The following is a 20,004-nucleotide window of genomic DNA, read 5'->3' on the forward strand; positions in this document are numbered from 1 at the left end:
CACAATGGGTAAGAACGTTCTAATAGTTGAGCAAAAGGAGTATGTTCTGATAAAGCGGGCCATCAACCTTTCGACCTTTATTCAAGACATGACCTTGAAAGCAATTTTGGAAAGATATTCGGTTGCTTTGGAAACCGCCAAAATTATCTCCGAGAGTGATATGCCAAAGAATATAATACGAATCAATTCAAAGGTTACTATCGAATACCCAGATGGCAAATTGGAAACGTTTCAATTGGCATTACCTTCAGAGTTGGGCATTAACCAAAACAAGTTATCCATTTTTACGGACAAAGGAGCATTGGTCTTTGGGCGGATGGAAGGTATAAGTATCAATAGTACCTCCATGCAAACCTCGGAAAGATTTATAATAAAGGAGGTTAGGCAACGGAGCAATAATATTGGGTTGGATATGGTACTTTAAACGATCGTTTCGAGAATCGCAAAGTTCAAACTATTAGGAGACACATAAGAAAACTCTTAATTCTCATCGTAGTTAATTGTTAAACTAAAGGGTTATTCCTATTTTGCTTTTTTATTTCTCCCCCATTTAACCTTACTTAGTTTGAATAATCAATCTCGTTGACATTAATGCCAATATTCCAGACCTCGGTACTCAAAAAATATCTTTCCCAACAGGATAATTTGCTGGTTGAAAAGGCCTACCAAGCCTAAACAAACCCCAAATCCGCCGTAGAAAACGGTTGTATGCCATGGACAAGGACCAAATAAGCATTTACACCAAAATAGATGGGTCTTCCACGATCAAGATAGCGCCCTTTGACGTTTCAAAAAGGTATACCAAGCCGCACAAACACAATAAATATTTGGAACTGGTCTATTTTAGTAAAGGTTCCGGGTTCCATTATGTAGATACGGTAGGCTATGCAATTACGCCTCCCATCGTTTTTTTGATTAAAAAGGACGAAGTGCACCATTGGGAAATAGATGTGGAGCCCAAAGGCTTTGTCATTATTTTCAAGGAGGCCTTTCTTAACGGCACCCTGGATAAGCGCATAAACCAACAATTGGAACAGCTCAGTAACGAACAGAGCCTAAAAATTCCCCATGACCCGCACATAGACAGTCTTTTTGAGGTACTTTGTAAGGAATATGATTCGGGCAGCGCCCTGCAACCAGATGTGGTGGAAGGTACCCTCAAGGCCCTGCTGGCAAAAATCATTGGGCATGCCAACCCAGGAAATACCGCAAACACTGGGGATAGGCTTACTAGATTCCAACTATTATTGGAGGAAAAACTTAAGAACGATGTTACCTTTTATGCGGAAAAGCTCAACACCACGGCCCAGAACCTAACGGCCCAATGCAAGGTGCGCTATTCAAAAACAGCTTCGGAGATCATTGCCCAAGAAATCATCAAGGAATCGAAACGTATGCTCCGCTACACCAATGCCACCATCACCGAAATCGCCTATAGCTTCGAGTTTAAGGACGTTTCCCATTTCGTAAAATACTTCAAAAGAAATACGGGAAAGACCCCTTTGCAGTTCAGGCGTAGGGAATGATACCGTACATTTTTTAAATAGACCACAAATGCCGCTGCCTTGGCCGTATTTTTACGTTTGGTTTTTCCTGTAAATCATACCATCCCATGAGAATTTTTATAGCTGCCTTCCTGTTCTTCATCACGTTTTCAACGAATTCATTCGGTCAGCTTAGCGGAAAGTTTGTAGATGCATCCAACAATTATCCCTTGGAATACGCAACGGCCGCCCTATTCGACCAGGAAAACGGCACCTTGATTACCGGGGTAATCACGGATATAGACGGTCTATTCTTGATAGATGACATTAAGAAGGGAACCTATTATCTGGAAGCATCTTTTATTGGCTACAACTCACAAACGGTTCGCGATATTATAATTGATAGCAAGAACGAAGAAATCGATTTGGGAACGCTTGCGTTGACCATTGGGGAAAACCAATTGGAGGAAGTGGTGGTGGAAGGGGAAATGGCAACGGTCATCAACAAAATAGACCGTCAGGTGTTCGATGCCAAGCAGTTCCAGAATAGCCAAGGGGGAACTGCGACGGACGTGCTTCGGAATGTACCCGCTGTATCGGTCAACGGTCTTGGTGAGATAAGCGTTCGTGGAAGTACCGGCTTCGTAGTGCTGCTCAACGGAAAACCGGTTCAGGGCAGTGCATCCACCCTGCTGAACCAGCTCCCCGCCAATGCCATAGAGCGTGTGGAACTCATTACGGCACCATCCGCCAGATATGACCCCGAAGGCAAGGCGGGTATCCTGAACATCCTTACCAAAAAGGGTGCGGCCGATGGCAGCTTTGCACAGTTCAACCTAAAGGGCGGTTTTCCGTCCATCGAGCGGTACGGCAATGCGGAGGCGCACCAACGTTACGGAATAGACGGCACCTATAACATCAGAAAGGGCAACTGGAACATATCCCTTGGAGCGAACTACCAGCGTAACGATCTAGGGGGAAGACGTGAGGGCGACGTGTTCACCATCATTCAGGACACCTTGACACGGTTTCCTTCCAGTGGGGAACGCAGTTTTGACGAACTGAACTACAGTGGTCGTTTTACCGTGGATTTCACCCCAGATTCCCTGAACACTTTTTCATTGGGATTCTATGCCGGAAAACGAAGCAAGGACCGTACCGCGGATATCCTTTATTTTGATAACCATGCCATTACCCCTGCCGATGGAGGGGAACGGCTGTATACCTTACAATATTTCAACGAGAACTTGAGGATAAGACGGGGCGATTTTGTTCTGGGAAGTATAGATTATGCGCACACGTTCGGTGACGGTTCAAAACTTTCCACTTCCTTTTTGCACGAATATACACTGCTTGGGGGACCAACTACCAACCAAAACCTTGGCTTTCCAAATACCAATATTGTGCTGCAGGACGAATTCAATACCAATGACAACCCACTCAACGGCATCCGCTTTCAGGCCGATTATGTCTGGAAACCTTGGTCCATCGGACAACTGGAGACCGGATACCAATATCGCTATCTTGATCATACGGGGGATTTTGTATACGAACGCCTGAACAATACCACCGGAATTTTTGAACTGATCCCGGAATTTTCCAGTGAAGTAGATTTGAGACGCACCCTACATTCAGGATATGCACAACTAAGCGGGTCTAAAGGGAAATGGGACTATACGGCCGGTACCCGTGTCGAGGCAATGCAAAGGGATTTTGATCTGCGTGACAAGACAAATACCATTGATACAACCTATGTTTATAACTACGTAAAATTGTTTCCTTCGGCATCATTACAATACACCTTTGCGGATAATACAAAGCTCAAGGCCGCCTATAGCAAACGGGTGGAGCGTACCACGACCTTTAAGATGAATCCCTTCCCGGAAAGGGAACATTCAGAGACACTCGAACAAGGGGACCCTACCCTAAGACCCGAATTCATCGACCTTTTTGAAGTGGGCATCAGTAAGAACCTGCACCAGGGAAATTCCGTTTTTGCCACTGCCTATTACCGCAACACCGAAAATTTGGTAAATAGGGTGAACACCGTTTTTAACGATACCATTTTGAACCGTATTTACAGTAACGTAGGAAAGGCCAAGGCTTTTGGTGTGGAATTAGGTGCGGAACTAAAACCTTTGAAAAATTGGAAGAATTTTATAGGTGCGAACCTTTACAAATATCGTATCGACGGAAACTTTGACAACAGGACAGTGGAAACGGAAGCTTTTATCTACTCTATCAATGCGAACAGCACTATTGATTTTTCGGATACGGCCTCGGCACAGTTCACCCTCAACTATCTATCTGCTCAGAATACCGCCCAGGGGGAGGATTCACGGTTCTATTCCCCAAATCTGACGCTGCGAAAGACCTTCTTTGATGACCGTCTTACGGCCACACTGCAATGGCAGAACATAGATTTAGGTTTGTTGGATTCCAACGAACAACGGATTACAACCTTTAGGGATGGCGAATTCTTTACTACTACCAATTACGTCTACGAAGTGGATATGGTCATTCTTAACCTGACTTATACCTTCAACAGGAACACGGATAAGTCAAGGTTCATCGATAGTGAGTTTGGAAAGAAGGAGTTTTAGGATAACTTAAAAAGAAGCCCGGAACACGAGGAATAGCTACAAAAGCGATTTTGAACGAAACAAAGGAAAATAATAATTACCTATCCTATAATTCTTTTTCATTTCTATTTTTAGCCTTCTTAAAATCAATTCGCAAAAGGAGTAACCCTAAGTTGAAAGCGACAAATAAAAGCACTTAACATTATATGTTGGCATATCACCACTCTTTTTGCCACCCATTAAAAAACAAACCACTCTAAATAAAAAGCTTAATAGGATTTTCCTTGGTCCCACCTGTATCTGTTTTAATTTTCAGGATTTCTAAGGTAATTTTTGGAATCTCTTGGTGCCTAACGCCACTAATATGGGATTAAAGAAAAAATAGTAACGTTAACAATTTTTCTTGCAATAGATAATCTCCAAATTGACACAAAGCCTAATCCGTATTTTGAAACTGAAAAGCTCGACAGATTTAGCCTTTTTTCATAGGTTTAATGATAACCACACCTATACGTCACCTAGCTCCTAAAACCAACATAGGTAAACACATACGCCATGGGGTAGCTTTTTTTTCCTACCTCATACATTTACATAGATTTTCATTTGGTGGTGTTCATAAATGGGTTTTTACAATGTCCAGTTTTTTAATAAATAAACTGGACACTTAAGATTAAAGTAATTCAAAAAAAAAGATAGCTGAGTACTGAAAAAATACTGGCAAACCATGGCATATTTACTTTTAGTAAGAGCTTTTGGATATATCCATATTTGCTAAATATCATTAAATATCATATCTTCGATATTGTAAAACGTTAAAAATGAATATCAGTTTCACAAAAAAGCAGGAAGAGTATATCTCTAAACAAGTAGCCTCAGGTGAATATCAGAACAATAGTGAGGTAATCAGGGATGCACTTAGGTTACATGAAATTTATAGAGAAAAAGTGATTGCGGATTTGAGAGCTGAGATTGAAAAAGGATGGAATGGTCCTGACAGCGAAATTTCCGTAGCTGACATTATAGCCTCTAGGAAATAATCAATGAATCGTTTTATTCTTTCAGAAGCGGCCAAAAACGACCTTCAAGAAATTTATGATTTTGGAATCTTTAAATTCGGTCGTTCGCAGGCTGCCAAATATTTGGAAGGAATTCAAGTAGGTCTTGAAAAAATTTCTAAAAATCCGGACATTGGAAGGCGCAGGAACGAGATAAAATTGGAATTATTTAGTTTTCCATATAGGTCGCACATTATTTTTTATCGAATTTTGCCCGACCGTATTAGGATTGTGAGGGTTTTACATGGTCGACGTGATCTTCCAAAGCACTTAAAATGAGGCACATATTTTTACACCCCATTTACATCCAATACCACTTAACCCCCCGTAAACAGGAGATAGTTACTTCCTGTATCATGGAAATAAGCTAAGTACTCTTTTTAAATCAACAAACACCTCAAATAAAGTAGGTTACCCTTGAATTATTTTAGGGAATCAATTACGGCTCCGCAGGTCAACATGGCATCCCCAAAATAAGGGTTTTTAATTTCTTTCTCAGTACTCAACCATAGGGCACCCTTATTGCTATTCGCCATAGGACATTGCTGGATGTATAGCGTTTTTTCAAAGGTGTTTAAGTTTCTAGTGATCGCTACCAAATGCTCGTTAAACGATACGAAATGGGCTCTTTGATTTTCTATATCCTGATTTCCTAAAATTGCCCGTATCATTTCAGTAATTTTGCCGAAATGGTCCTTTTCCATTTTACCTAATTCCGAATTATCGATTTTCTGCAATGCTTCCATCATCGCTTTGGCTTCCTTAGACGTTTGTTCCGCGTTACCCAATACAAGGGAATTCTTCAAATTTAAATAAGCAGGTAAGGCCATTTTGAATTGGTTTTGAAATGCATCGGTGAATTCCATTTTAGGTATTGTATTAACATAACCTGACAAACTATTTACACCGATTTTATTCATCATACTTCTTTTACCCTGCAATTGGGCTGCGGCATCCACCGTAAAGGTGCCATTGGTGACAATTTCCTCGCCAGCTTCCAACCCAGAAGGCACTTGAATTTGCTCACCGATTCTAGTTCCCAACATCACTTCACGCATCTCAAATACGGGTTCGTCCTTTTTCACCTTTACATAGACCAATGAGCGTTCCCCGGTCCACATAATGGCGGATGTTGGAACCAATAGTTCTTTTTCACTTTCTCCACCATGAATACCTTCGATTGCGCCCGAAACGAACATCCCCGGTTTAAAAATGTCCTCCTCATTCTTTAGAGTGGCCCTAACTGTTACTGTTCTCGTAGCATTGTCCAAAATAGGATCTATAAAGGCTATTTCACCATCAAAGGATTTATTTGGATATGCATTTGTGACAATACGTATATGCTGCCCTTTTTTGAATACGGACAGTTGACTTTCATACGCATCAAATTCTGCCCAGACCGTACTTAAGTCACTCAATTTTACAATGGGCTGTCCCTTTTTGACATAATCGCCTTCGGCACTCATAACTTCTGAAACCGTTCCCGAGACCGTTGCATACACGGGAAAAGACTCCGTTACTCTTCCAGAACTTTCAATACCGTCGATTTGTTTCTCGGTCAATTTCCAAAGCTTCAACTTATTTCTGACCGCCTGATATAGTTGGGGCTGTGAGCTTTTTAAGGATGTAGCGGTCAACAGTTCCTGTTGGGCCGCAACCAATTCTGGAGCATAAATGGATGCCAACAATTCTCCTTTGCCCACTTCCTGTCCTTCATAGTTGACATACAACTTTTCGATTCTTCCATCAAAATAGCTGGCCTGAACGGCAATGGCCTCCTCATTGACAGTTATATTGCCGGACAGATTGATGGTACCACTAACATTTGTAGACCTTGGGCCTATCACCATAGTCTGAACATTGGCCAGGGCCAGGGCATTGGCGGTCATGGTAAATTGACCGGCTGCCAGACCATCTTGCCCTGTTTCGGCCGGAATGAGGTCCATACCACAAATGGGACAGTCTCCATGCTCCGGTTGCATTATCTGGGGATGCATGGAGCAAGTCCACATTTCTTGATTAATTGATGCGTTGATGGGTGGATGGGCGGATGTATTTTCCTTACTATTGGAGAAAAAGTACCCCCCAGCAACAATTCCCAATATCAAGATCAGTAGATAAATGACATATTTTTTCATGTTTTTTTATTGTTTTTCAATGGCCATACTTCGGCTACGATTAGTAAAGGCATGTAACATCCCTGTAATCATTTTATCGACGTCAATGAATGCCATGGATATTTCATTTTGATTTTTTTGAAGTTGAAATTATTTTACCTATCAGTTTTAAACTGGATTTCAAATGGGAAACCAGGTCCTCATCCGGGTTTGGATATGTTTGGGACTGCTCGCACAGTAATACCAATATTCCGTTTCCTGTGCTTCCTTATATGCGATTTTGAGTTTATGAATGAAATCGGGTCTACTTTCAGCACCTTGTGCTTCCCTGGAGTTGGCCCCTATGGAGGTTCCAGACCGCATAATCTGGCGGGCAATTACGTACTTCCCAGCTTTCTCCAATTCCTCCGAATAGGCTATTATTAATAAAGCAAGTTTAAAAGTGACTTCCAATAACTCGTTCTTTCTCATACCTATATAATTCTTAAACCTTCAATCATAACATAAATCCCATCCACACATCAAACCCATCCGCACATCCAACAATCCACACATCAAACCATCTGCACATCAAACCCATCCACACATCAAACCATCCACACATCCAACCATCCACACATCAAACCCATCCGCACATCAAACAATCCACACATCAAACAATCCACACATCAAACCCATCCACACATCCAACCATCCACACATCAAACCATCCTTTTTTAAAGACCGATTAACATACTTATGGCCATTACGATCATAATGGCATTTTCAATAAATGTTGCCTCTGTCATTGGCAATTTGAGTGCCGTTCCCAAACAGGCGCATTGTATGGATTTCTTATCCAAAAGTGTCCTCGTGACCCCTATCGTTGTAATTCCCAGAACGACCAGTGTGGTAATCAATGCAAAAGGCACATAAAGTCTCATCAAGAACAATACTCCTAAAATGGTCTCTATAAAGGGATATACCCAAGCATAAAAAGGTACGGCCTTTGCCAAGGGGTCGTACATTCGGAAACTATCGGGAAACCCTTTAAGATCGAGCATCTTAAAAAAGCTGAACACAATGTAGAAAAGCCCCATAAAATCAAGCATCGCCCCTTCCCAATTGGGCCTATTGTAATTGAGTAGAATCGAGGCTATTGTTATATATCCCAAGATTAAAAACAACGGCCGTAACTGCTCCAATTTCGATTTTGTTTCCGTACTTGTTTCAGCCATCGTTACCATTCGCTTTTCTGAAATGCTATATTTATCCGGAAGTGACTTTTGTAAGGTATTTACATCGATATGATGCTCCATCTCAATAATTGCTTCGGCCTTTTCCAAATCGACGGAAGCGTTCCTAACACCTTCTATTTTTGAAAGCGTTTCCTCAACATGGGTCCTGCAACCGTTACATGTCATTCCTTGTATATGGTACGTATGTTTCATGCTATTTGTTTAAACCCCTCATCCAGGAATTACTTGATAATTTCCGTCACCTTACCACATGTGAGCATCCTATCCCCAAAATAAGGGTTACGAATTTCCTTCTCGGTCGATAACCAATAGCCTCCTTCATTGTTAAATGCCATCGGGCAGTACTGCATATAGACTTCGCCGGAAGAAATGGATGCATCCACTATCTCCGTGATTTTCTTGGTTACCTCTGAAAATACGACACGTTGATCCTCAATCTCGTTCAATGCTGCAATTTTTGCCAACATTTCCTTTAGAGCGGCATCCTCCGTATTTTCCATCAGCATTTTGGCACCCGATTGTGCTTCCACCGCATCCGAATTTACAAGTGCCGTCTTAAGATGGATATAATGCTGAAATTGGTTGCGCACTTTGCTATCATTAAACGCCAACGCTGCCTTCTCCTGACTCACCTCTTCTTTGACCTGGGTTTCACCATTGGATTTTGGTTCATTTTTGCAGGCAACAAGCGCTGATAAGGACACTATTGCCGAAAATGTCCTGAAAAATGTTCTATTTACCATGGGTTTTCTTGATTTTGCGTTTTCAATACGTATTGATTTCATAGATTTTGAATTTAGATCATTGATTTATTAAATAGTTGATGATGGCCGATTGCAGGTAGTACGCACGAACCGACTCAATCTGATTCATTTGAAATTTTAACTGTAATTCCTGTATGTCCAGCACATCGTTAAAATCGATTGTTCCGGTTTCATAATTCTTTATTAGAATCTCCTCGGCATCTTGGGCCTGTTCCAGGTTTTTTTCTTGGGTATTGAATTTTATCCGTGCCTGATTTCGTTCCGATGTTGCCTTTGCCAAAGCGGCTTCCAGAAGGTTCAATCGTTCCGTTCTCTGAAATTCGATTTCCTTTTGGCGGAGTTCGTTCTGTTTTGATACCGAGGCAAAACGGTTGTTAAAAATGGGTATCGAAAGTGATACCATGGGCATAACGATATCCTTACCGTTGTCGTTAAAGGTCATATCGGGCCGTTCCGAAACGGGCAAGTAATCCAACCCAAACCCCACATTGGGGGCACTTTCCTTCTGGTTCAATAGTTCCGATTGTTCAACAGATTCGTAAAGCCTATCATATTTGAGCAATTCGGGATTGAGAGTCAAACCGTTTTGGTCAAAAATAGGGTCTTCCATAGGAATTGTCATTTCCGGGACGACTTCCACTGCGATGGTACCTTTACGATTCAAAAGGCTGTTAAAGCTTGCCTGCTCCGCCATATAATTTTCCCGTAGGATTTCCTTTTCCTGCTGCAATTCATTTTGCCTGATCTGCAATTTCAGGACATCTACGGCAGACGCCTGGCCCACTTCAACCGATGTCAAAGCCAATCGTTCATAGGTTTCTAACAATTGGATATTCTTGTCCAAAATATTCTGCTTCGCCCGTATGGCGTATAACTGATAGTAGGACCGTGCGACCGAAAGGGCCAATTTCCGTTTGGCAATGGCTATTTCCACAAATTCCGTTTCCGCCATAGAGCTTGCATAGCTTGACCGTGCCGTTATTGTCCCAAACCAAGGCAGCATCTGGGAAACGGAAAAACGTGCCCGTTGCGCGCCCGTCCTTGTTTCGGGTTCACTCACAAAATATCCGGCGCTGACCGAGGTGTTGGGCAATGCATTGACCTCATGGATCTTTTCCTTGGCAATGTGATACCGAAGCTCAAAAGCCTGAATATTGGGATTGTTCCTTTCGGCTTCCATTATATAGGATTGCAGTTCCTGTGCATGCATTGAATGAAGAACTAAAAGTGAAAAACTAAAAACGAGGGTCTTTTTGAAGCATACAGGTGATAATGACCAACAAAAAGTGAGTACACCCTTTAGTCCTTTGGAAACAGCCATTTTTGAATTTTGAAAAATTACCGAATTCATTTTCTAATCGTTTTTAAAGTGGAAACCAGCATTGCGATAATTTCCTTGGCAAGGGATTTCTCCTCACTAACGTTGTCCTCATTTAGTAATTCAGCCGCTACAAGCAAATCAAGCCAGTACAACGTTTCATTGGCTTCTTTTAGTGAAATATTCATTTTATGGGCAAAGTCTGCCTTGCTCTCGCCAAACTCGGCTTCGCGAATCAAGGCCCCAACCGCAGTACCACTACGTAGCAGTTGGCGGGAAATAACAAATTCGCTTTGGGAATTAAGTGCTTTGGACAATCGCACAATTTTCACTCCAAATTCGAAACTCTTTTCTTTTAAAACATTCTTTCCCATCCGCTAGATTTTGATTTTATGTTTTCCTTTAAATTATTCACTTTTTATTCTTCATTTTTCACTCTTAATTCTTCATTTTTCACTTTCACCTCTTCCCACCAGCTATAAAGTACTGGTAACAAGAAATAAGAGGTTACATCAATGAGCATCCCACCCATGATGGGAATAGCCATCGGGATCATAATATCACTTCCTTTTCCAGTGGATGTCAGTACGGGCAATAATGCCAACACGGTCGTTACGGTGGTCATCAAACAAGGGCGGATACGTTTTCCAGCAGCTTGTAAAGTAGCTTTACGTACACCCTTTATATCACTGGGCCTTTCCTTTTCAAAAGACTGGTCAAGATAGGTAGCCATTACGACACCATCATCCGTCGCAATACCAAAGAGAGCAATAAACCCAACCCATACTGCAACACTCAGGTTGATGGTCTTTATGTTGAACAGTTCACGCAAGTTCTCACCGAACAAGCTGAAATTTAAAAACCAATCCTGACCATAGAGCCAAATCATGACAAACCCACCGGCAAAGGCTATCGCAATGCCCGTAAATACCATCAATGAGGTGGTAACCGATCTAAACTGAAAGTATAGGATAAGGAATATGATCAACAAGCACAAGGGAATCACGATAGATAGAGTTTTCTCGGCACGCAACTGATTTTCATAGGTTCCCGTAAATTTATAGCTGACCCCCTTGGGTACGGTCAGGTCACCACTTTCGATTCTGTTCTGTATCAAAGCCTGGGCATTTTCCACGACATCCACTTCCGCAAAACCGTCCAGTTTGTCGAACAATACGTAGCCCACCAAAAACGTGTCCTCACTCTTTATGACCTGTGGCCCTTGCTCATAGCGAATGTCTACCAGTTCGCCAAGCGGAACCGGACTCCCATTTTCAACAGGGACATATATATTGCCCAAATCTGTTGGATTATCCCGAAGCTCCCTTGGATAGCGGACTCTAACGGCGTAGCGTTCCCGTCCTTCTACTGTCTGGGTAAGGGGCATGCCGCCAACGGCCACTTTTAGGACTTCCTGAACGTCCATGATCGATGCACCGTAACGGGCAAGCTGCTCGCGCTTGATATCGACCAACAAATAGGGTTTCCCCACAATTCGGTCGGCGAATACGGCCTGTTGCTTCACCCCTTCGGCCTGTTTTAGAATTTCTTCAAGCCGAAGTCCAAATGCCTCGATTTCGCGAAGGTCCTGTCCCTTTACCTTTACACCCATGGGCGCACGCATTCCCGTTTGCAACATGACCAATCGGGTTTCTATGGGCTGTAGTTTTGGCGCGGATGTAACTCCCGGGAGTTTTGTAACCCGAACGATTTCATTCCAGATGTCATCCGGGCTTTGAATTTCAGGTCGCCAATTGCGGAAATATTCACCATTGGCATCGGGAATTAGATTATCTGATGTATTGATGTGAGGATGTGCGGATGATGGTAGTTTTTCATCAGAGTTCATTTTATAATAGACCCCTTCCTCCCAATCATAAACAATTTGTGCATCTTCAAATCCACTAATCCGCACATCTCTTAAAACAAAGCGGTCATTATCATCTATTTTGTAGCGTTGGCGTTCCCCAGAGGCGTTTCGCATATATTCCGATTTGTACTGAATCACGTTCTCGTACATGGAAAGCGGTGCAGGATCCAAGGCAGATTCGGTACGGCCGGCCTTCCCCACCACGGTTTCTATTTCAGGGATAGTCGCTACGGCCATATCCAACTGTTGTAATACCCGTTTGTTTTCGGCAACGCCCGCATGGGGCAAAGATGTAGGCATTAGGAGGAAGGAACCCTCGTTGAGGGCCGGCATGAATTCCTTGCCCGTATTCCGCATAATCAGGAAACCAAGCACCAGCAGTGTTGAAGGGATGGCTAAAAATGGCATCCTATTCTCCAAAGCCCAGTTCAAGATACGATCGTAGTATTTTCGGAGTAATGAAAAAATACCCAACACCCCAAAACAGATCACACCAACGAAAATTAAGTTCATGACCAAACTGCGGTCGAAACCAAGCGGTCGCCAGTATTCGGCCAAAAGGAACACTACGGCAATTACGGCAACCAAGGTGTTCAGCAAATTCTTGGTGAGTAAAAAATCCCGATTAAAAAAATTGAAACGGACATCTTCCTTTTTACCTGTTAAATAATACACTCCGATTCCACCAAAAGCTACAGGTACCAATCCTATCCAATACCCAAAAACCACCGTAATAATTCCTAAGAAGATAAGGATACCGTTTAAGACATATTTTAACCGGGACCTCAATTCCCTTTTTCTAAAAAAGGCAGCCGCGAAAGGCGGTAATAGAAACAAAGCGATTACCAGTGCCGCAGCAAGGGCCATTGTCTTGGTAAACGCCAGGGGGCTGAAGAGTTTACCCTCTGCACCAACCATGGTAAATACAGGAAGGAAGCTAATTATAGTCGTCATTACCGCAGTGACAATGGCACCGGATACTTCAGAAGTGGCGTTGTAAATCAATTCATTTGATGTATAGGGCCTACCATCCAATTTCAACCGCAGATTCTGATCCTCCATATGGCGGATCATATTCTCCGCCAGGATTACACCCACATCCACCATCGTACCTATGGCAATGGCAATACCTGAAAGCGCCACGATGTTGGCATCCACATTGAAAAGCTTCATTGCAATGAATACCATCAAAACAGCTACGGGCAATAATCCCGATATCAAAACGGAAGCCCTGAGGTTGAACACCATAATGATGATGACTAAAATGGTTATCAGAATTTCCATGGTAAGGGCTTCGTTGAGCGTACCCAAAGTTTCCTGAATGAGCTCCGTACGATCGTAAAATGGGACGATGGTCACTTGCGACGTACGCCCATCCGCCAATTGTTTTGAAGGTAAACCTGCACTTAATTCGGCAATTTGATCCTTGACATTGTTGATTACTTCCAATGGATTGGCACCATAGCGGGCTACCACTACGCCTCCAACGACCTCTGCCCCTTCCTTATCCAATATACCACGTCTAGGCGCAGGCCCCAGGCTCACCCTGGCCACATCCTTGATTCGGATGGATGTAAAATCTTTGGAATCCACCACCGCATTTTCGATATCGGAAATTGATTTTACATAGCCCAGACCACGAACCAGGTATTCCGCATTGTTCATTTCCAAGGTTTGGGCACCAATATCCTGATTGTTTTCCTTGACCGCTTTTACTACATCGGCCAGGCCAATATTGTACTGGCGCATTTTTTCCGGTTCTACATCCACTTGATATTCCTGAACATATCCGCCTATGGATGCCACTTCGCTGACTCCGTTTGCAGAGGACAGCGCATATTTTACGTAGTAATCCTGTATGCTGCGAAGTTCCTGCAAATCCCATCCGCCCGTAACATTACCGTCCTTGTCCCTACCTTCCAAGGTGTACCAAAAAATCTGCCCCAAACCAGTGGCATCCGGTCCCAAGGTAGGGTTGACTCCATCGGGCAATAGGCCGTTGGGAAGGGAATTCAATTTTTCCAGAATCCTACTCCGAGACCAATAAAACTCGATGTCCTCCTCAAAAATGATATAGATGCTCGAAAACCCGAACATGGACGAACTCCGGATGGTCCTAACACCCGGAATGCCCAATAAAGAAGTGGTCAACGGATAGGTAATCTGATCTTCAATATCCTGGGGAGAACGACCGTCCCATCGGGTGAAAACGATTTGTTGGTTTTCGCCGATATCGGGGATAGCGTCCACCGCGACCGGATTATTAGGTATCCCGATACCTAACCGGTCAATATTCCAATTAAACGGTGCATGGACAATACCCCAGCCTGTAAAAAGTATCAATAGCAAGGTTGCTACCAACTTATTTTCAATCAGAAATTTTATTGCTTTGTTCAGCATACGATTTGATTATTAGACAGTGATTCAAACGTGCGGATAAAAAACACGTTAGGCCCAAATGAATTGCTATCATTGGGCTTGCGGTCTACCAGAACAGTAGACTACCGTCTAATACATCAAATTAAAAAAGTCTGGTGCAGTACCTGCACATCCCGTATCAAGGGGGGTGGGGAATAATCCTTGTAATAAACCTCATCGGCCTCAAAACCTTCAAATAGGCTTATGTAAGCATATACAAAGGAAGCAACCAATACGTGTTGGTCAAAAGAAAAATGGTCCAATGACAGCTTTAAGTCATCATGGCCTTCGAAGACAACTTCCACGTCAGAACAGCAGTCCATTTTCATTTCCATCATGGGACAATCACTGGCCGACTTGGTCATTTTGGCATTCATTAAGCAAGTATCCACATTTCTGGACAAACTGAAATCCACCAAGTGGTCTCCACAATAGTGCATGTCCACTGTGAAGGACATGGTGGAGAACAACACCAAAAGTGCCATTGCAATCGCCGTTATTTTATGAATGCTTGCTTTCATTACCGAATGCAAAGTTATAAAATTTCCAATTTGAAATCGGACTTTAAGAAATGTTTAGTTACTTAACGCATTGATATAGAAAAAAGTGTCCCTTTTTTAGGAAGGCACTTTCTAATTTTCAATATCGATAAAACTATTGACAGAGGTATACAGCTTAAATGTATCGAACAAGCGATTCTGGAATTTTCTGGCAATGTCGGCATCGTTAAAAATCCATGCTTCGGATATGGAAGGGGACAGCACCAATTCGCCCAAAAGATACTCTACAAAGTAGGAGCCGGATTCGGTGAGTAGAACAAAGTTGGTTTTTGTACAATTCACAATGAGGTGATGTAGCATACTTTGAAAGTAAAAATAATCACTTTCTTCAAAATATCCACTTCCAAATATTAGAATTTAGGATCACTAAGCTATTACATAAGAAAAACAATTCCTTTCAACCAATTTTTCATGAAATCGTACCGCACAGTTTCGCTATTTTAAAAATGCCTCGCTATCCTCAAAACGAACAAAATGACAGGTATACCCATTGGGGTTCTTTACCAAATAGTCTTGATGATAATCTTCGGCAGGCCAAAAAGTGGTCCATGGCTCCAAGGTGGTCACTACTTTGGATGGCCATTTACCCGACTCATCCACTAATCCAATGACTTCCTCCGCTTCCTGCTTTTCGGCATCGTTTTGATAAAATATGGCCGACCGGTAACTGGAACCGCGATCGTTCCCCTGCCTGTTTACCGTGGTGGGATCATGCATCCGAAAGAAAAAATCCAGCAACTCCTTAAACGAAGTTTTCTCCGGATCATATGTAATCTCAATACCTTCGGCATGGCCTGGATGATTATGATAGGTAGGGTTTTCGTTCTCGCCACCTTGATAGCCCACCTCGGTATCCACTACCCCGGGACGCTTCCTGAAAAGGTCCTCCATTCCCCAAAAACAACCTCCGGCAATATATGCTTTTTTATACTCGTTCATTGATTTTTATATTATGATACTACTGGTTACTCGCAAAGATACGCCCCATATTGGAAATTTATACCTCTTAGAATTGTTGGACAATGTGAAAAGGATTTCTCCTTTTTCATGATCCCATTGGGTTCAAAAGCTTTACTTTATTTAAAAAATCGACCACCTTTGCTTCGGGCATTTCACAAGGTTTCAACAACTCTTTTTCCTTTGTGCTATAGAAATTCATACTTATAAAATCGCTTCCCCCCAATTCCTCGGCATATAGCTTAAGGGACTTTCCATTATTGAAGGTAGTCTTGCTTATACCATATTTTTTACCCTGATACATTCCTGTAGAGTACCCTTCTGGAAATTTTTGAAAATCCATTACCTGTTTTTTAGGAACTGCAGGAGAGCATCGAACAACCGACTTTATGTCGGGCCCAATCCGGTCTTTTGACAAACCATTTTTCCTTTTCGGGTTGTTCATCGTAGGGCCTTTTTAGCAATTGAAACAACTCGTCTATCAAGGAATAATCTCCCGTATCTGCAGCATCAATGGCCAATTGGGCCATAAAATTGCGTAAGACATACTTTGGATTTACCTTGTTCATGGCTTTTTTACGTTTGTCATTGGCCGAATTTTCATTTTTCAGCCTTTCAGAATAGTTCAAAAACCAGTGGTCCCATTGCTCCTTTAACTTGCCATCTATTTCCTTGAGGGAATAAAAGGCTTCCTGTACGACTTCAATTCCCGGGATACTTCCCTCCCCTTTATAGTTCGCCAATTGCCGAAAGAATATGGTCATATCGGTTTCGGAAGCCTGTAGCAAGGCTTCCAGATCGGTTATCAATTGGGAATCGGCCTGCTGTTCCGTTGTTAGCCCAAGTTTTTGTCGCATCATGTTTTGATACGCTCTCGGGAGGTCGTTCTTATACCCCATTAAAATTTCTTCCAAGAGTTCTGCCTCCTCGATCAAGGGATATAGGGCATTCGCCAATTGCAAAAGGTTCCACAATACGATTTGTGGTTGTGTCCCAAATCGATACCGCTTGTACGTGCGATCCGTAGTATTGGGGGTCCAACCATGATCATACCCCTCCAGCCAACCGTAAGGGCCATAATCGATGGTGAGCCCCAGAATGGACATATTATCGGTATTCATCACCCCATGTACAAAACCCACGCGTTGCCAATGAATAACCATTTCAAGACTCCGATGTACCACTTCTTGGAAAAATTTCAAATAGGTTTTCTTGGCAGGCACTCCCAAATGCGGAAAATGGTTCGTAATGGTAAAATCGACCAATTTTTTGAGGGTCTCATGATCTCCTCGGGAAGTGAATATCTCAAAATTCCCGAACCGAATAAACGATTCCGCAACCCGACAGACAATGGCGCCTTTTTCGTATTGGGGGTTACCATCATACAGCATATCCCGCAGGACCTGGTCGCCACTAAGCATGAGCGATAAGGCCCTTGTCGTTGGAATTCCCAAATGATGCATGGCCTCACTGCACAAATATTCCCGGATGGAGGAACGTAGCACGGCCAGCCCATCCGCCGATCTAGAGTACGGGGTCCCTCCTGCCCCCTTTAGTTGCAAAGCCCATTTTTTTTCTTCGTGTTCTACTTCACAGAGATTAATAGCCCTGCCATCGCCCAGCTGTCCGGCCCAATTACCAAACTGATGCCCTCCATAGCACATGGCGTACGGATTGGTGTTTTTGAGTACTTCTGCTCCTGAAAAAACTTTTAAGAATCTTTCCGAAGCCGCTGTGGAACTATCCAATCCCAAGGCCTCCAACACTTCCGGACTAACATGAAGCAACATAGGATTGCCGGGCTCCTTGGGCCTTACAAAGGAAAAACAAGCTTCCGTTACTTGACGCCGAGCCGTATCGGTCCTTGGGTCTGAAGGTAGTTCTTTGTTGAATTTATCCCGTATATTCAGTTTGATGTCGATCATGATTCTATGCTATTCCCAATATACCAAAATTACCAAGGTTCGCAAACATTTCCGCATGGAGCGTTTGGTTAGACTTAAGGGATTACAAAAACTTACAATGTACGGTTAGGATATTAATCGATGTTCTTATAGTAAACTAGATTCGAATTCGACAGGACCTTATTTTCCTAGGACATAAAAGTTCGAATCGCATTTACAAATTTTAAATATCTAGTACGTGATTCTAACTATGCAAACGCTAAAAACTCAACAGAAAAATGAAGTGATTTAAACTTTTTGGATTGAAGCGAAAATTGAATGAATTATGCCCAGAGGAAGGCTTTTTTTAGCTGCATAGCAGGGCTACGGAGCAAAAAAAAGACAAAATATGGGTGCAATTCTGCAATTTTTTAGCCAATTTGAAAAAGTTTAATCCACTTCAATGACCAAATACATGGATTAAATATTTGTAGGTCCGTAAACGAAGTTAAACCCGCATAATGCAGTAGAAAAGCTGTTATAGCTAATAATCCCTTCAAAATAAAAAGCTACGCTGTGTTTTCAATTTCACCATAGCGGTGCTGTGCTAAAATTTCCAAACCACTTTATTGGCACCACCAAAGGGTATAATTCTCCGAGGCTTGCCTCGAAATTAAAAATTTGCTTCCTGCGAATGCCTCGTGGGCTTACCCCATGGTAGTTTACTTTTTTGCGCTTTTCACCTTCACGACGCTCCCCTAATGCATATTCCGGGTTAAAAATCTACAAGATTCTTTGTACTAGCTGCCAGAAATAAAATATCTTCGACCCTTAAAACATTTAAAGGACCGATTATAAATAATAGAAAACGATTCCTTAAAAAAATCCTTAACCTGTTAGATGTTCAGTTTTTTTACAAAGAAGCACTTTTTGATTGACCATTTAAATGGTTTTGTGGACATCCACAACCACATACTGCCAGGCATTGATGACGGGGCAAAAACAGTGGAAGATTCCTTGGAGCTCATTAAAGGCTTTGGTGAGTTTGGTGTGTCGGATTTTATCTGTACACCCCATATTATGGAAAATTATTATCCCAATACGCCGGATACCATCCATAATTCATTGGTGCTTTTAAAAAATGGTCTAAAAATGAACGATTTCAACCACGTTCGTGTAGAAGCTGCCGCAGAGCATATGATCGATGCCGGGTTTGAGGGCAAATTGGGGGACAAACGCATCATGCCCTTGGCAGATAGCTATATCCTTATTGAAATGTCCTATTTACAGCCTTCCTTGAATTTGTTCGATATGGTAGAGAAAATCTCCGAAAGGAGCCTCTATCCCATTCTGGCCCACCCGGAACGCTATAATTTTCTACATGGGAAACTGAAGTCCTTTGAGGAATATAAAAATAAAGGCATGCTTTTGCAATTGAATATTTTGTCCCTATCCGGGTATTATGGCAAGGAGGTCCAAAAAACCGCCATGTTATTACTGAACCACAACCTATTGGACTTTATAGCGACGGATATCCATAACCCCAGACAATTAAAAGCGCTCAAGGAAATGGAACTGAAGCAGCAGACAATTGATTTAGTATTGCCTATCATCGAAAGGACTACTTACAATTTTAAATGACAGCAGAAATTTTGGGAGTTTAAATGAAAGGGGGGAATTCGTATAAAATTCAATTTTCATAAATTCTAAAATTCAAGCATTAAGTTCAATGTTTCTAGTTCCAAGTTTAAATAAAAA

At 42.3% G+C, this 20,004-nt stretch carries 18 protein-coding genes; 6 read left to right on the forward strand and 12 right to left on the reverse strand.

The annotated features are described in order from the left end of the window. The first annotated feature begins 4 nt into the window (after positions 1–4). The 5 genes from F0361_RS15965 (at position 5) to F0361_RS15985 (ending at position 5,400) form a co-directional block, all read left to right on the forward strand. Complete coding sequence (locus F0361_RS15965) at positions 5–424, forward strand: GreA/GreB family elongation factor (RefSeq protein ID WP_154920127.1); 420 nt, start codon at positions 5–7, stop codon at positions 422–424. A gap of 289 nt (positions 425–713) precedes the next feature. Then, positions 714–1,526, forward strand: a complete 813-nt coding sequence (locus F0361_RS15970; RefSeq protein ID WP_154920129.1) for an AraC family transcriptional regulator — start codon at positions 714–716, stop codon at positions 1,524–1,526. Between the two features lie 86 nt (positions 1,527–1,612). After that, complete coding sequence (locus tag F0361_RS15975; RefSeq protein WP_154920131.1) at positions 1,613–4,087, forward strand: TonB-dependent receptor domain-containing protein; 2,475 nt, start codon at positions 1,613–1,615, stop codon at positions 4,085–4,087. A 797-nt stretch (positions 4,088–4,884) separates the two neighbouring features. Continuing rightward, positions 4,885–5,103 carry a type II toxin-antitoxin system ParD family antitoxin gene (locus F0361_RS15980; RefSeq protein ID WP_154920133.1) on the forward strand — a complete coding sequence of 73 codons (219 nt, stop codon included), beginning with the start codon at positions 4,885–4,887 and terminating at the stop codon, positions 5,101–5,103. 3 nt (positions 5,104–5,106) lie between these two features. Next, positions 5,107–5,400: a type II toxin-antitoxin system RelE/ParE family toxin gene (locus F0361_RS15985; RefSeq protein WP_154920135.1), complete on the forward strand. Its 294-nt coding sequence runs from the start codon at positions 5,107–5,109 to the stop codon at positions 5,398–5,400. 143 nt (positions 5,401–5,543) lie between these two features. Here F0361_RS15985 and F0361_RS15990 read toward each other — a convergent pair whose 3' ends face one another. The 12 genes from F0361_RS15990 to F0361_RS16045 all read right to left on the reverse strand — a co-directional run bounded on the left by F0361_RS15990 (position 5,544) and on the right by F0361_RS16045 (position 18,279). Continuing rightward, positions 5,544–7,259, reverse strand: a complete 1,716-nt coding sequence (locus tag F0361_RS15990; protein ID WP_154920137.1) for an efflux RND transporter periplasmic adaptor subunit — start codon at positions 7,257–7,259, stop codon at positions 5,544–5,546. A gap of 159 nt (positions 7,260–7,418) precedes the next feature. Continuing rightward, the gene (locus F0361_RS15995; RefSeq protein ID WP_317131743.1) at positions 7,419–7,709 is read right to left on the reverse strand and encodes a four helix bundle protein; all 291 of its coding nucleotides are present in this window, start codon (positions 7,707–7,709) and stop codon (positions 7,419–7,421) included. 245 nt (positions 7,710–7,954) lie between these two features. Continuing rightward, on the reverse strand, positions 7,955–8,668 hold the full coding sequence (locus F0361_RS16000; protein WP_154920139.1) for a heavy-metal-associated domain-containing protein: 714 nt from the start codon (positions 8,666–8,668) through the stop codon (positions 7,955–7,957). A 29-nt stretch (positions 8,669–8,697) separates the two neighbouring features. Next, on the reverse strand, positions 8,698–9,261 hold the full coding sequence (locus F0361_RS16005) for a DUF3347 domain-containing protein (RefSeq protein ID WP_154920141.1): 564 nt from the start codon (positions 9,259–9,261) through the stop codon (positions 8,698–8,700). 16 nt (positions 9,262–9,277) lie between these two features. Then, the gene (locus F0361_RS16010) at positions 9,278–10,450 is read right to left on the reverse strand and encodes a TolC family protein (protein ID WP_154920328.1); all 1,173 of its coding nucleotides are present in this window, start codon (positions 10,448–10,450) and stop codon (positions 9,278–9,280) included. A gap of 137 nt (positions 10,451–10,587) precedes the next feature. Next, positions 10,588–10,932 carry a four helix bundle protein gene (locus F0361_RS16015; RefSeq protein ID WP_154920143.1) on the reverse strand — a complete coding sequence of 115 codons (345 nt, stop codon included), beginning with the start codon at positions 10,930–10,932 and terminating at the stop codon, positions 10,588–10,590. A 44-nt stretch (positions 10,933–10,976) separates the two neighbouring features. Further along, the gene (locus F0361_RS16020; protein ID WP_154920145.1) at positions 10,977–14,828 is read right to left on the reverse strand and encodes an efflux RND transporter permease subunit; all 3,852 of its coding nucleotides are present in this window, start codon (positions 14,826–14,828) and stop codon (positions 10,977–10,979) included. A gap of 116 nt (positions 14,829–14,944) precedes the next feature. Beyond that, entirely contained in the window at positions 14,945–15,367 is a 423-nt protein-coding gene (locus F0361_RS16025) for an HYC_CC_PP family protein (RefSeq protein WP_154920147.1), read from the reverse strand. A gap of 111 nt (positions 15,368–15,478) precedes the next feature. Further along, on the reverse strand, positions 15,479–15,688 hold the full coding sequence (locus F0361_RS16030) for a hypothetical protein (protein ID WP_240042723.1): 210 nt from the start codon (positions 15,686–15,688) through the stop codon (positions 15,479–15,481). Positions 15,689–15,841: 153 nt separating this feature from the next. After that, positions 15,842–16,345 carry a peptide-methionine (S)-S-oxide reductase MsrA gene (msrA, locus tag F0361_RS16035; protein WP_154920149.1) on the reverse strand — a complete coding sequence of 168 codons (504 nt, stop codon included), beginning with the start codon at positions 16,343–16,345 and terminating at the stop codon, positions 15,842–15,844. Positions 16,346–16,451: 106 nt separating this feature from the next. Next, complete coding sequence (locus F0361_RS16040; protein WP_154920151.1) at positions 16,452–16,706, reverse strand: peptide methionine sulfoxide reductase; 255 nt, start codon at positions 16,704–16,706, stop codon at positions 16,452–16,454. 10 nt (positions 16,707–16,716) lie between these two features. Next, a complete protein-coding gene (locus F0361_RS16045) occupies positions 16,717–18,279 on the reverse strand; it encodes a protein adenylyltransferase SelO (protein WP_154920330.1) in 1,563 nt (520 codons plus the stop codon). Between the two features lie 867 nt (positions 18,280–19,146). Between F0361_RS16045 and F0361_RS16050 the strand changes: the two genes are divergently transcribed. Next, positions 19,147–19,887 (forward strand): tyrosine-protein phosphatase, encoded by a 741-nt coding sequence (locus tag F0361_RS16050; RefSeq protein WP_154920153.1) that lies wholly within the window; start codon positions 19,147–19,149, stop codon positions 19,885–19,887. Positions 19,888–20,004: the final 117 nt, after the last annotated feature.

It is taken from the genome of Maribacter flavus, assembly GCF_008386635.1.
In the GTDB taxonomy this organism is placed as follows: Bacteria; Bacteroidota; Bacteroidia; order Flavobacteriales; family Flavobacteriaceae; genus Maribacter; species Maribacter flavus.